At 71.5% G+C, this 13,152-nt stretch carries 12 protein-coding genes and 1 tRNA gene; 7 read left to right on the top strand and 6 right to left on the bottom strand.

Features of this window, described 5'->3' with window-relative positions; translation table 11 throughout:
- Positions 1-172 precede the first annotated feature (172 nt).
- Genes ACZ60W_RS16070 through ACZ60W_RS16085 form a run of 4 tightly spaced genes read left to right on the top strand, consistent with a single transcriptional unit; the run spans position 173 to position 3,750 of the window.
- The gene (locus ACZ60W_RS16070) at positions 173-1,147 is read left to right on the top strand and encodes an ABC transporter ATP-binding protein (RefSeq protein ID WP_469756006.1); all 975 of its coding nucleotides are present in this window, start codon (positions 173-175) and stop codon (positions 1,145-1,147) included.
- Positions 1,144-2,055 carry an ABC transporter permease gene (locus ACZ60W_RS16075; RefSeq protein WP_469755934.1) on the top strand — a complete coding sequence of 304 codons (912 nt, stop codon included), beginning with the start codon at positions 1,144-1,146 and terminating at the stop codon, positions 2,053-2,055. Before ACZ60W_RS16070 ends, ACZ60W_RS16075 begins: the two co-directional genes overlap by 4 nt.
- A 49-nt stretch (positions 2,056-2,104) precedes the next feature.
- Complete coding sequence (locus tag ACZ60W_RS16080; protein WP_469755935.1) at positions 2,105-3,016, top strand: ABC transporter ATP-binding protein; 912 nt, start codon at positions 2,105-2,107, stop codon at positions 3,014-3,016.
- 14 nt (positions 3,017-3,030) lie between these two features.
- Positions 3,031-3,750 carry an ABC transporter permease gene (locus ACZ60W_RS16085; protein ID WP_469755936.1) on the top strand — a complete coding sequence of 240 codons (720 nt, stop codon included), beginning with the start codon at positions 3,031-3,033 and terminating at the stop codon, positions 3,748-3,750.
- 83 nt (positions 3,751-3,833) lie between these two features.
- Here ACZ60W_RS16085 and ACZ60W_RS16090 read toward each other — a convergent pair whose 3' ends face one another.
- Both ACZ60W_RS16090 and ACZ60W_RS16095 read right to left on the bottom strand, forming a co-directional pair.
- Complete coding sequence (locus tag ACZ60W_RS16090; protein WP_469755937.1) at positions 3,834-5,174, bottom strand: CynX/NimT family MFS transporter; 1,341 nt, start codon at positions 5,172-5,174, stop codon at positions 3,834-3,836.
- Positions 5,171-5,851, bottom strand: coding sequence for a FadR/GntR family transcriptional regulator (locus ACZ60W_RS16095; protein ID WP_469755938.1), 681 nt, complete (start codon positions 5,849-5,851; stop codon positions 5,171-5,173). Before ACZ60W_RS16095 ends, ACZ60W_RS16090 begins: the two co-directional genes overlap by 4 nt.
- Before the next feature lie 123 nt (positions 5,852-5,974).
- On the opposite strand from ACZ60W_RS16095, the gene lpdA reads away from it, so the two are divergent.
- The 3 genes from lpdA (at position 5,975) to ACZ60W_RS16110 (ending at position 8,243) form a co-directional block, all read left to right on the top strand.
- A complete protein-coding gene (lpdA, locus tag ACZ60W_RS16100; RefSeq protein WP_469755939.1) occupies positions 5,975-7,378 on the top strand; it encodes a dihydrolipoyl dehydrogenase in 1,404 nt (467 codons plus the stop codon).
- 35 nt (positions 7,379-7,413) lie between these two features.
- On the top strand, positions 7,414-8,076 hold the full coding sequence (locus ACZ60W_RS16105; RefSeq protein WP_469755940.1) for a rhomboid-like protein: 663 nt from the start codon (positions 7,414-7,416) through the stop codon (positions 8,074-8,076).
- An 82-nt stretch (positions 8,077-8,158) separates the two neighbouring features.
- Positions 8,159-8,243, top strand: a tRNA-Ser gene (locus ACZ60W_RS16110).
- A 50-nt stretch (positions 8,244-8,293) separates the two neighbouring features.
- Here the strand turns inward: ACZ60W_RS16110 and ACZ60W_RS16115 are convergent.
- The 4 genes from ACZ60W_RS16115 to efeB all read right to left on the bottom strand — a co-directional run bounded on the left by ACZ60W_RS16115 (position 8,294) and on the right by efeB (position 13,151).
- Positions 8,294-9,100: an HAD family hydrolase gene (locus ACZ60W_RS16115; protein ID WP_469755941.1), complete on the bottom strand. Its 807-nt coding sequence runs from the start codon at positions 9,098-9,100 to the stop codon at positions 8,294-8,296.
- Positions 9,097-10,386, bottom strand: a complete 1,290-nt coding sequence (gene serS, locus ACZ60W_RS16120; protein WP_469755942.1) for a serine--tRNA ligase — start codon at positions 10,384-10,386, stop codon at positions 9,097-9,099. The genes ACZ60W_RS16115 and serS overlap by 4 nt, the downstream gene beginning before the upstream one ends.
- Positions 10,387-10,872: 486 nt before the next feature.
- Complete coding sequence (pheA, locus tag ACZ60W_RS16125) at positions 10,873-11,808, bottom strand: prephenate dehydratase (RefSeq protein ID WP_469755943.1); 936 nt, start codon at positions 11,806-11,808, stop codon at positions 10,873-10,875.
- Between the two features lie 71 nt (positions 11,809-11,879).
- Positions 11,880-13,151 carry an iron uptake transporter deferrochelatase/peroxidase subunit gene (efeB, locus tag ACZ60W_RS16130; protein WP_469755944.1) on the bottom strand — a complete coding sequence of 424 codons (1,272 nt, stop codon included), beginning with the start codon at positions 13,149-13,151 and terminating at the stop codon, positions 11,880-11,882.
- Between the last annotated feature and the right edge of the window lies 1 nt (position 13,152).

The following is a 13,152-nucleotide window of genomic DNA, read 5'->3' on the forward strand; positions in this document are numbered from 1 at the left end:
GGCTGCGTCAAGGGGTCCGGCGCGAGCCTGTGGAAAACACCGACCGACGGCCCGGAGAGAAAGACTTTCGTCGCGAGCGCCCCCACCGGCTTGTACTCCTGTAGTCGGACACGGATCGAGCCGTTGGGCTGACGACTCCTGTGGTGCACGCCACTACCTTCGAACCGTGACTGTGATCGCGACCGAAAGCCTCAGCAAGCGGTTCCCCCGGGTGACCGCGCTTGACCGGCTCTCCCTGGACATCGGGCCCGGTGTGACCGGACTCGTGGGTGCCAACGGAGCCGGCAAGTCCACCATGATCAAGATCCTGCTCGGCCTCTCCCCCGCCACGGAGGGCCGCGCCGAGGTCCTCGGACTCGACGTCCGCACCTCCGGCGCGGAGATCCGCGAGCGCGTCGGGTACATGCCGGAGCACGACTGCCTCCCGCCGGACGTCTCGGCCACCGAGTTCGTCGTCCACATGGCGCGGATGTCCGGACTGCCGCCGACCGCCGCCCGCGAGCGGACCGCCGACACCCTGCGCCACGTCGGTCTGTACGAGGAGCGTTACCGCCCCATGGGCGGCTACTCGACCGGCATGAAGCAGCGGGTCAAACTCGCCCAGGCCCTCGTCCACGACCCGAAGCTGGTCCTGCTCGACGAGCCGACCAACGGCCTCGACCCGGTCGGCCGCGACGAGATGCTCGGACTGATCCGCCGGGTCTGGACCGACTTCGGCATCTCCGTCCTCGTCACCTCGCACCTCCTCGGCGAGCTGGAGCGCACCTGCGACCACGTCGTCGTCATCGACGGCGGACGGCTCCTCCGGTCCAGCTCCACCAGCGACTTCACCCGGACGACCACCACGCTCGCGGTCGAGGTCACCGACTCCGACACCCACCCCGACGGCACGGCGGCGCTCCGCGCGGCCCTCGGCGAGGCGGGCGTCACGATCCACGCGGGCGTGGAGGACGGCCTGCCCGGCGCCGGCCACATCCTCCTCCTGGAGGCGGCCGGCGAGGAGACGTACGACCTCGTGCGCGACACCGTCGCCGGCCTCGGACTCGGCCTCGTCCGCATGGAGCAGCGCCGTCACCACATCGCCGAGGTCTTCCGCCCGGAGGCCGCCGAGGCGTCCCCGCAGCACGAGGAGGTGCCGGCCCGATGAGCACCCAGACCCCGCAGCCCTCCCAGGCCGCTCCCGACACGACCCGCATCCACAACATCGGCTATCGGTCCTACGACGGCCAGCGACTCGGCCGTGCGTACGCCCGCCGGTCGCTGTTCTCGCAGTCGCTGCGCGGCGCCTACGGACTGGGCCGCAGCGCCAAGTCCAAAGTGCTGCCGATGCTGCTCTTCGGCGTGATGTGCGTCCCGGCGCTGATCATCGTCGCGGTCGCGGTCGTCACCAAGCAGAGCAAGCTGTCGATCGAGTACACGCAGTACGCGATCTTCCTCCAGGTCGTCATCGGCATCTACCTGGCCGCCCAGGCGCCCCAGTCGGTCTCGCGCGACCTCAGGTTCAGGACCGTGCCGCTCTACTTCTGCCGGCCGATCGAGCGCGTGGACTACGTGCTCGCCAAGTTCGGGGCGATGGCCTCCGCGCTGTTCGTGCTGACCGCCGTCCCGCTGCTCATCCTCTGGGTCGGATCGCTGCTGGCCAAGATGGACTTCGCCGAGCAGACCAAGATGTTCGGCCAGGGCCTGGTCTCCGTGGCGCTGCTGTCGCTGCTCTTCGGCGGCATCGGGCTGGTCATGGCGGCCCTCACCCCGCGCCGCGGCTTCGGCGTGGCCGCCGTGATCGCCGTCCTGACCATCTCCTACGGCGCGGTCTCCACCCTGATGGGCATCGCCTACGCCACGGACAACGTGGACGCCATCGAGTGGCTCGGCCTGTTCTCGCCGATCACCCTGATCGACGGCGTGCAGACCGCCTTCCTGGGCGCGCCCACGGCGTTCCCCGACGGCGGCGGCCCGGGCGCCGGTGTCGGCGCGGTCTACCTGCTCGTCGTCCTCGCGCTGATCGCCGGCTCGTACGGCATCCTGATGCGCCGCTACCGGAAGGTCGGGCTGTGACCGCCTCCCCGTCGCCTGCCGCCACCCCTCTAAGGAACGGGCCGCGCCCATGACCATCCTCTCCATCGACCACGTCTCCCGCTGGTTCGGCAACGTCGTGGCCGTCAACGACGTCACGATGACGGTCGGACCGGGCGTCACCGGACTCCTCGGGCCCAACGGCGCCGGGAAGTCCACCCTGATCAACATGATGGGCGGCTTCCTCGACCCCTCCACCGGCTCCGTCACCCTCGACGGCACCAGGATCTGGGGGAACGAGTCCGTCTACCGCGAGATCGGCGTCGTCCCCGAGCGGGAGGCGATGTACGACTTCCTCACCGGCCGCGAGTTCGTCCAGGCCAACGCGGAGCTGCACGGACTCGGCGGCGCGGAGGCCCAGCGGGCCCTGGCCACGGTCGAGATGGAGTACGCCCAGGACCGCAAGATCTCCACGTACAGCAAGGGCATGCGGCAGCGCGTGAAGATGGCCTCGGCCCTCGTCCACGAGCCGTCGGTGCTGCTCCTGGACGAGCCGTTCAACGGCATGGACCCGCGCCAGCGCATGCAGCTGATGGACCTGCTGCGGCGGATGGGCGCGGACGGCCGCACCGTCCTGTTCTCCTCGCACATCCTGGAGGAGGTCGAGCAGCTCGCCTCCCACATCGAGGTGATCGTGGCCGGGCGCCACGCGGCCTCCGGGGACTTCCGCAAGATCCGCCGCCTGATGACGGACCGCCCGCACCGCTACCTGGTCCGTTCCAGCGACGACCGGGCGCTCGCCGCGGCCCTGATCGCCGACCCGTCGACGGCCGGTATCGAGGTCGACCACGCGGAGGGCGGGCTGCGCGTGCAGGCCGTGGACTTCGGCCGGTTCACGGAGCTCCTGCCGAAGGTCGCCCGGGAGCGCGGCATCCGCCTGCTGACGGTCTCGCCCTCGGACGAGTCCCTCGAATCGGTCTTCTCGTACCTCGTCGCGGCCTGAAAGGAGCCTGACCGATGTACAACCCCACAGTCGCCCGGCTCACCTACCGGGCCCTCCTCGGCCGCCGCAGGGCGCTGATCCTCTTCCTGCTGCCCGCCATGCTGCTGGTCATCTCGGCGGCGGTCCGCGGCTTCAACGGCGCCGACGACCAGGTCACCGCCGACGTCCTCGGGGGCTTCGCCCTGGCCACGATGGTCCCGCTGATCGGCGTGATCGCCGGCACGGGCGCCATCGGGCCCGAGATCGACGACGGTTCGATCGTCTACCTGCTGTCCAAGCCGGTGAAGCGGCCCACGATCATCTTCACCAAGCTGATCGTGGCGATCGCGGTGACCATGGTCTTCTCGGCGGTGCCGACGCTGATCGCCGGATTCATCCTCAACGGCAACGGCCAGCAGGTGGCCGTGGCGTACACGGTCGCGGCCCTGGTGGCCTCCATCGCGTACAGCGCCCTGTTCCTGCTGCTCGGCACGGTCAGCCGGCACGCCGTGGTGATCGGTCTCGTCTACGCCCTGGTCTGGGAGGCGCTCTTCGGCTCGCTGATCTCCGGCGCGAAGACCCTGAGCGTCCAGCAGTGGGCGCTGGCCCTCGCGGAGAAGGTCACCGGCGACGGTCTGGTCTCCTCCGAGGTCGCGCTCCCGACGGCGACCGTCCTCCTCGTCGGCGTCACCGTCGTGGCCACCTGGTTCGCCGGGCACAAGCTGCGCACGCTGAAGCTGGCGGGCGAGGAGTAGGAGACCCGGCCCGGCCCCCGTGCCGGGCCGCGTCCCGGCCGTCGCACCGGCCCCCGTGGGGGCCGGCGGGCGGCCGGCCGTCCTCAGACCGTCCTGTCCCGGGCGGCGAGGAGGCCCACGGCCAGGGCCGCCGCGCAGACGCCGAGGACCCCGCAGATCGGCAGGGTCCACGAGCCGGTGGCCTCGTGGAGGGCGCCGGCCGCCAGCGGGCCGGCCGCGGCCAGCAGATAGCCGACCGTCTGGGCCATGCCGGAGAGCCGGGCCGCGGTCACGGCGTCCCCGGAGCGCAGGACGATCAGCGTCAGGGCGAGGCCGACGGCGCCGCCCTGGCCCACGCCGAGCACCGCCGACCAGAGCCAGGCGCCCTGGACCGGCGCCACCATCAGGCCGGCGTAACCGGCCGCGACCAGGGTCGTGACCAGGACGATCAGCGGCCGCTGGCTCCGCATCCGGCCGGCGAGCAGCGGCACCGCGAAGGCGCCGGCGACCTGGATCAGGTTGTTGAAGGCGAAGATCACCCCGGCGGTGGAGCGGCTCATCCCGTGGTCGGTGAACATCGTCGGCATCCAGGCGATCAGGACGTACGACCACAGCGACTGCAGGCCCATGAAGAGCGTGACCTGCCAGGCGAGCGCCGAGCGCCAGACCCGGACCGGACGGGCGCCGGGGGCAGGGACGGCCCGCACCGCGTGGCCCGTGCGGCCGCGGGCGATCAGCACCTGCGGCAGCCAGGCGAGGGCGGCGAGCGCGGCGAGCAGTGACCAGAAGCCGAGCGAGGCCTGCCAGCCGCCGCCCAGCGCCTTCTCCAGCGGCACCGCGGCGGCGGCCGCGACGGTCGCGCCGGCGATCATCGCGCCGGTGTAGACCGAGGTCATCGCCGCGGCCCGGTCGGGGAAGTCCCGCTTGATCAGGCCGGGCATCAGGACGTTGAGGAGGGCGATGGCGGTGCCGACGAGGACGCCGCCGCCGTAGAGCGCGTACACGGACGGCAGGAGACGGGCGAGGATGCCGACGCCGAGCAGGAGCAGCGCCGCGAACAGCACGCGTTCGGAGCCGAGGCGGCGGCCCAGCCAGGGGGCCACCAGGGCGCCCAGGCCGAGGAAGAGCACCGGGACCGACGTGACGAGCGAGCTCGCCGTCGCGGAGAGGCCGAAGGTCTCGGACATCTCGCCGACGAGGGGAGCCACGCTCGCCAGCGCGACCCGCATGTTCAGCGAGGCCAGCACGATGCCGGTGAGGAGCAGTGCCGGATGGGCGAGCAGGGCGCGCCGGGCTGCGGCCCCCGCCGCCGGCGTCCGGGTCCCGGCGGCGGGGTCGACGAGGACGCGTACCGGACCGTGGGCGCGGGCCCCGTCGACGGCCGAGGGGGCCGAGTGGGACGAGGGGGCTTCGGGGGTCGGCGGGGCGGGGGTGCCGGCGGTCACCGGTTCCGCTCCGTCAGCGCCGCGACGGCCTCCCGGGGGGCCCGCAGCAGTTCGCGGGCCTGCCGCTCCGCCGCGTCCGGGTCGCCCGTCTCGATGGCGGTGACCAGCGCCTCGTGGGCGTCGATGTCGACCGGCGGCATCTCGCGGTCGCCGAGGGCCTCGACGAGCACCTCGTGGACCTGGGTGGAGAAGAAGCGGTAGACCTCGGCGAAGGCGGTGTTGTGGGTGGCCTCGACGACGGCCAGGTGGAAGGCGAGGTCGGCGTCCGCGTCCCGGTCGCCCTCCTCGCGCAGGCCGGTCAGGGTGGCCCGCAGCCGGAGGAGGTCGTGGGTGTCGCGGCGTTCGGCCGCGAGGCGGGCCGCCTCGGCCTCCAGCGCGACCCGCAGTTCGAGGACGTCGGAGGCGGCCGCGTGGCGCACGCCGCGCAGGACGGCGGCCGGGTCGGCGGTCGACCGGACGAAGGTGCCGTTGCCCTGGCGGGACTCCAGGAGGCCGGCGTGGACGAGCACCCGTACGGCCTCGCGGACGGTGTTGCGGCCGACGCCGAGCTGCTGGGCGAGCTCGTGCTCGGTCGGGATGCGGTCGCCGACCGCCCATGCGCCCTCGGTGAGCTGCCCGCGCAGCTGTTCCACGACGGTGTCCACCAGCGAGGTCCGTCCCGCCGTTCTCAGTGCCATGCCGTTCCGACCTCTCTATTTGCCCGGTTGCCCAGTCATCCTACAACTGACCGTCCCGGAGACACCGGACTACTGTGGGCCCGTACGTGGACCGAACACCCTCACCACCCTCGGGAGTCAGTCATGTCAGACCGCTTCGACGTCGTCGTACTCGGAGCTGGCCCCGGCGGCTACGTCGCCGCCATCCGCGCCGCCCAGCTGGGCAAGCGGGTCGCGGTCGTCGAGGAGAAGTACTGGGGCGGTGTCTGCCTGAACGTCGGCTGCATCCCCACCAAGGCGCTGCTGCGCAACGCGGAACTGGCCCACATCTTCCACCACGAGGCCAAGACCTTCGGCATCAAGGTCGACGGCACCGTCTCCTTCGACTACACCGAGGCGTTCCGCCGCAGCCGCTCCGTCGCGGACGGCCGCGTCAAGGGCGTCCACTTCCTCATGAAGAAGAACAAGATCACGGAGTTCGACGGCCGGGGCACCTTCCTCGACGCGAACACCCTCCAGGTGGCGAAGTCCGACGGCACCACGGAGACGATCCGATTCGACAACTGCATCATCGCCACCGGCGCCACCCCGCGTCTGCTCCCGGGCACCGCCCTCAGCGACCGCGTCGTCTCGTACGAGCAGCAGATCCTCGCCGAGGACGCCCCGAAGTCGATCGTCATCGCCGGCGCCGGCGCCATCGGCATCGAGTTCGCGTACGTCCTCAACAACTACGGCACCAAGGTCACGATCGTCGAGTTCCTCGACCGGGTCGCCCCGCTGGAGGACGAGGAGGTGTCGAAGGAGCTGGCGAAGCAGTACCGCAAGCTCGGCATCGACGTCCTCACCTCGACCCGCGTCGAGGCCATCGACGAGTCCGGCCCGCAGGTCCGCGTCACCGTCACCGGCAAGGACGGCGCCCAGAAGGTGCTGGAGGCCGACAAGGTCCTCCAGGCCATCGGCTTCGCCCCGAACGTCACCGGCTACGGCCTGGAGGCCACCGGCGTCGCCCTCACCGAGCGCGGCGCGATCGACGTCGACGGCCGCTGCCGCACCTCCGTGCCGCACATCTACGCCATCGGCGACGTCACCGCCAAGCTGATGCTGGCGCACACCGCCGAGGCCATGGGCGTCATCGCGGCCGAGACCATCGGGGACGCCGAGACGATGGAGCTCGACTACCCGATGATCCCGCGCGCGACCTACTGCCAGCCGCAGATCGCCAGCTTCGGCTGGACCGAGGCGCAGGCCCGCGAGAAGGGCTTCGACGTCAAGGTCGCCAAGTTCCCGTTCGTCGCGAACGGCAAGGCGCACGGTCTCGGCGACGCCACCGGCTTCGTCAAGATCATCGCCGACGGCACCCACGGCGAGATCATCGGCGCCCACCTGATCGGCCCCGACGTCACCGAGCTGCTGCCCGAGCTGACCCTGGCCCAGCAGTGGGACCTCACCGTCCACGAGGTCGCCCGCAACGTCCACGCCCACCCGACGCTGGGCGAGGCCGTGAAGGAAGCGATCCACGGTATTGCGGGACACATGATCAATTTCTGAGGTTTCACCCAGCTCGGGGTGATAGGCACTGAAAGGTGCCGAGCAGAACCTCACCGGGTGGCGAACCGTCCCGGCCGATCAGGTCGTGGGTGCGTTCGTCACCCGGTACGCATCTGTGGCTGGCGGTCATCGCGCTCACCAGCCTCGTCATCGCGCTCTCCCCGGACGGACTGGAGAACTACCTCCTCCACCGCAACAGCAGCAACCTCCACCAGCTCGCGCACCACCCGGTACGCGCCCTGCTCGGCAGCGCCTTCTGGATCGCGGACCCCGCCGACCTGCTGCTGTACGCGGTGCTCTTCGAGGTCCTGCACGCCCCCGTGGAACGCTGGCTCGGCACCGCCAAGTGGCTCTTCACCGTCGCCACCGCCCACATCGCCGCGACCCTGATCAGCCAGCAGGTCGTCCTGGTGGCCATCCGGCTCCACGACGTGCCGCGCAGCATGGCGCACGTCGTCGACATCGGCGTCAGCTACGGCCTCGCCGCCTCGGCCGGCATCCTGACCTACCGGCTGCCGCGCCCCTGGCGCTGGCTCTACCTCGCCGGCGTGGTCGCCTTCTTCGTCGTCCCGCTCGTCACCGACCGGACGTACACCGACCTCGGCCACGCCATCTCGCTGGCGATCGGACTCGCCTGCTACCCGCTCACCCGGGGAGAAAAATCGGTCGCACCCGAACAGGGGCCCGGCGCAGACTAGTTGTACGGGGGACACGGGGGATCTCCCGAAGGGAGCGGCCGCTTCGAGCGCGCGGATGCGTCCGCGCGGGCCGCTCCCTCCCGGAGGATTGGCCGAGTGGTAAGGCAGCGGCTTGCTAAGCCGTGGTCGGGGGAGACCCCGCGCGCGTTCGATCCGCGCATCCTCCGCCGGGTACGACGAAGGCCACCCCGAGGGGTGGCCTTCGTGGCGTCGGGGGTCAGGCCGACAGCAGCCGTTCCAGGACGACCGCGATGCCGTCCTCCTCGTGGGAGGCCGTCACCTCGTCGGCCACCGCGCGGAGTTCCTCGTGGGCGTTGCCCATGGCCACGCCGTGCGCGGCCCAGCCGAACATCGGGATGTCGTTCGGCATGTCGCCGAAGGCGATCGTCTCCGCCGCCTTCACGCCCAGCCGCCGGGCCGCCAGCGAGAGGCCGGTCGCCTTGCTGAGCCCGAGCGGGAGGATCTCCACGATCCCGGGCCCCGCCATGACGACGTCGACCAGACCGCCGACCGTCTCCCGGGCGGCCCGGGTCAGCTCGTCGTCGGTGAGCCGCGGATGCTGGATGTACAGCTTGGTCAGCGGCGCCGACCACAGCTCGGCCGGGTCCTCGTACGCCACGTACGGCAGGGGCCCTTCCTGAGCCCGGTAGCCGGGTCCCATGAGGACCTCGCCGTCCAGGCCGTCACGGCTGGCGGCCAGGGCCAGCGGGCCCACCTCCGCCTCGATCTTGGACAGGGCGAGCCCCGCGAGCTGCCGGTCCAGGGTCAGCGAGGTGAGCAGCCGGTGCTCGCCCGCGTGATAGACCTGCGCGCCCTGCCCGCACACCGCGATCCCCTCGTAGCCGAGGTCGTCGAGGATGTGGCGGGTCCAGGGCACGGCCCGGCCGGTGACCACGATGTGCGCCGCGCCCGCCGCGACCACGGCGGCGAGCGCGTCCCGCGTGCGGTCCGAGACCGACTCGTCGGACCGCAGCAGCGTGCCGTCGAGGTCCGTCGCGACCAGGCGGTAGGGGAAGGGGCTCACTTGGCGATCGGCTCCAGGACCTCACGTCCGCCGAGGTACGGGCGCAGCGCCTCGGGCACCCGCACCGAGCCGTCGGCGAGCTGGTGGTTCTCCAGGATCGCCACGATGGTCCGCGGGACGGCGCAGAGCGTGCCGTTCAGGGTGGCCAGCGGCTGCACGGTCTTCTTGCCGTTCTGCTCGTCGCGCATGCGGACGGAGAGGCGGCGGGCCTGGAAGCCGTCGCAGTTGGAGGCCGAGGTCAGCTCGCGGTACTTGCCCTGGGTGGGGATCCACGCCTCGCAGTCGAACTTGCGGGAGGCCGAGGAGCCGAGGTCGCCGGTGGCGACGTCGATGACCTGGAAGGGCAGTTCGAGGCTGGTCAGCCACTGCTTCTCCCACTCCAGGAGCCGCTTGTGCTCGTTCTCCGCGTCCTCGGGCGCGACGTACGAGAACATCTCGACCTTGTCGAACTGGTGGACGCGGAAGATGCCCCGGGTGTCCTTGCCGTACGTGCCGGCCTCGCGGCGGAAGCAGGGCGAGAAGCCCGCGTACCGCAGCGGCAGCTTGTCGGCGTCGATGATCTCGTCCATGTGGTACGCGGCGAGGGGGACCTCGGAGGTGCCGACGAGGTAGTAGTCGTCCTTCTCCAGGTGGTACACGTTCTCCGCGGCCTGGCCGAGGAAGCCGGTGCCCTCCATGGCGCGCGGACGGACCAGCGCGGGGGTCAGCATCGGGATGAAGCCGGCCTCGGTGGCCTGGGCGATCGCCGCGTTGACCAGGGCGAGCTCCAGGAGGGCGCCGACGCCGGTCAGGTAGTAGAAGCGCGAGCCGGAGACCTTGGCGCCCCGCTCGACGTCGATGGCGCCGAGCGCCTCGCCGAGTTCGAGGTGGTCCTTGGGCTCGAAGCCCTCGGCCGCGAAGTCGCGGATGGTGCCGTGCGTCTCCAGGACGACGAAGTCCTCCTCGCCGCCGACCGGGACGTCCGTGTGGACGATGTTCCCGAGCTGGAGCAGGAGCCGCTTGGCGGTCTCGTCGGCGTCGTTCTGCTCGGCCTCGGCGGCCTTGACGTCGGTCTTGAGCTGTTCGGCCTTCTGGAGGAGCTCGGCGCGCTCCTCGGGGGTGGCCTTGGGGATCAGCTTGCCGAGCGCCTTCTGCTCGGAGCGGAGCTCGTCGAAGCGGACGCCGGACGACCTGCGCCGCTCATCGGCGGAGAGCAGGGCGTCGACGAGTGCGACGTCCTCTCCACGGGCGCGCTGGGAGGCGCGAACACGGTCGGGGTCCTCACGGAGCAGGCGAAGGTCAATCACCCCACCAGGCTACCGGTGCGCGTTCACGTGACCCCACCGGATAACCGTGCGCGTGTTGTTTCGCCCGAATTGAGACCCGGAGGAATGCCGGGTCAGAGCCCTGCGGGGCACTTATCCACAGGCTGTGCGGAAGATCTGTGGACCAAGGAGAGCACTTCGGGGATTTCTCTCCGCGGACCTGAGAATTCCGTGATCAAACACCATGTGCCCACTCATTAGGGTGGGAATTGCTCGCTCCAAAGAGTTGATCCGGCGAGAAGCGCTGACGTGGGCGTCATCCGGGCGCTGTGGACAGGCGAGCGGCACGGTGGGAGTCGTCAGGGCGATTTGTCGACCTTGCCGGAGTGCGGTGTCGACTTGTCCCCAGGCTGGGCACGAAGCCTGTGGATAACCTCTGTGGGTAACTCAAAAATATGCAGGTAGGAGTATTGATTCGCACCTGTGGACGACCGCCCCCGCCGGTGGGAGCGCTCGGTCAGTATCGGGTCAGGCCCGACCGTCCTGGGCCCTCGCCAGCCAGTCGGAGGCAGCAGTGAACGCCTGGTCCGAAGTCCCGCGCCGCAGCGGCAGCACGTCCTCGACCGAGACGCCCGCCCTCGGGTACGAGCCGAGGAAGCGCACCTGGGGGCAGATCCGCTTGAGCCCCATCAGCGCCTCGCCCACCCGGCGGTCCGAGATATGGCCCTCGGCGTCCACGGCGAAGCAGTAGTTCCCGATCCCGGCCCCCGTGGGGCGGGACTGGATCAGCATCAGGTTCACCCCGCGCACCGCGAACTCCTGGAGGAGTTCGAGAAGGGCACCCGGATGATCGTCACCCAGCCACAGGACCACCGACGTCTTGTCCGCGCCGGTCGGAGCGGCCGGACGGGCCGGCCGGCCCACGAGCACGAACCGGGTCTCGGCGTTCTCGGCGTCGTGGATCTCGGTGACCAGAGCCTCAAGGCCGTAGGTCGCCGCCGCGAACTCCCCCGCGAAGGCGGCGTCGAAGCGGCCCTCCTGCACCAGCCGGGCGCCGTCCGCGTTGGACGCGGCCGACTCCCACACGGCCTCGGGCAGGTGCGCCCGCAGCCAGTTCCTGACCTGGGGCTGGGCCACCGGGTGACCGGTGACCGTCTTGATCTCCGAGAGGCTGGTCCCCGGCCGGACGAGCAGCGCGAAGGCGATCGGGAGGAGCACCTCGCGGTAGATCATCAGCGGCTCGCCCGAGGCCAGCTCGTCCAGGGTCGCGGTCACCCCGCCCTCGACCGAGTTCTCGATCGGGACGAGCGCGGCGGCGGCCTCCCCGTTCCGTACGGCGTCGAGCGCGGCCGGGACGGAGACCATCGGGACGAGCTCCCGCGTCGCCGCCTCGGGCAGCGTGCGGAGCGCGGCCTCCGTGAAGGTGCCCTCGGGGCCGAGATACGTGAACCGGGTGGCGGACATACCGTCACCCTAATGGTCGCCGGAGGCCGGGGAGGCCCGCCCGGGCGGAGTCGTCCCGCCGGTCCCGGCGGTCAGGCCTCCAGCAGCCGCTGTCCCACGTACTCGCCCTCGGCGGGGCCGCCCGGCACCGCGAAGAGACCGCTCGCCTCGTGCCGGACGAACTCCGACAGCGCGTCCCCCCGGTCGAGCTTGCGCTGTACCGGGACGAAGCCCCGGAGCGGGTCCGCCTGCCAGCAGACGAAGAGGAGCCCGGCGTCCGGCGTCCCGTCGGGGCCGATCCCGTCGTGGAAGGAGAAGGGCCTGCGCAGCATCGCGGCCCCGCCGTTCTGTTCGGGGGCGGAGATCCGGGAGTGGGCGTTGTCGGGGATCACCGTCTTCCCGTCCGGACCGCGCTTGTCCAGGTCGGGCTCGGTGGTCTCGGTGCCGCCGCTCAGCGGGGCGCCGTCGGACTTCCGGCGCCCGATCACCTTCTCCTGCCCGTCCAGGGACAGCTTCTCCCAGTCGTCGAGCAGCATCCGGATCCGGCGGACCACCGCGTACGAGCCACCGGCCATCCACGCCTCGGCGCCGGAGGCCCCGGCCGGGACGAAGATCCGCCGGTCGAAGTCCGGGTCGGTGGGCCGCGGGTTCCCGGTGCCGTCGACCTGCCCCATGAGGTTGCGGGCCGTCATCGGCTTCGCGGTGGCGCCGGCCGAGCGGTTGAAGCCGTTCATCTGCCAGCGGACCCGGGCCGCGTCACCCGCGTCCTTCTGGAGGGCGCGCAGGGCATGGAAGGCGACGAGGGCGTCGTCGGCCCCGATCTGCACCCAGAGATCGCCCTCCGAGCGCTTCGGGTCCAGCGTGTCGGACGAGAAGGCGGGCAGCGGGTCGAGCGCCGAGGGGCGGCGCGCGGTGAGCCCGGTCCGGTCGAAGAAGGTGCGGCCGAAACCGAAGGTGACCGACAGGGAGGAGGGGCCCGCGTCGAGCGCGATCCCCGTGTCCCCGGCCGGCGCCTTACCGGCCATCAGCGCCTTCGCCGTGACCGACCAGCGCCGCAGCAGGGCGGCGGCCTCCTTGCGGCCGGCGCCCGGAGCGAGGTCGAAGGCGACCAGGTGGCCGCGCGACTGGAGGGGGGTGGTGATGCCGGCCTGATGTTTCCCGTGAAACATCACCTCGGTCGCGCCGACCGAGGTGAGGGCGGGAGAGCCGCCGGACCCGGAGTTCCCGGTGCCGCCGTCGCCGGAGACGGCGGTGGAGACGCCGACGCCACCGGCGGCGCCGATGACGAGCCCGGCCGCGCCGGCCGCGCCGACGGTGCCCAGCAGCCGCCGCCGGGAGATCTCGAGGTTGTCGCTGTCGGTCACG

The organism is Streptomyces sp. NPDC104202 (assembly GCF_055584185.1).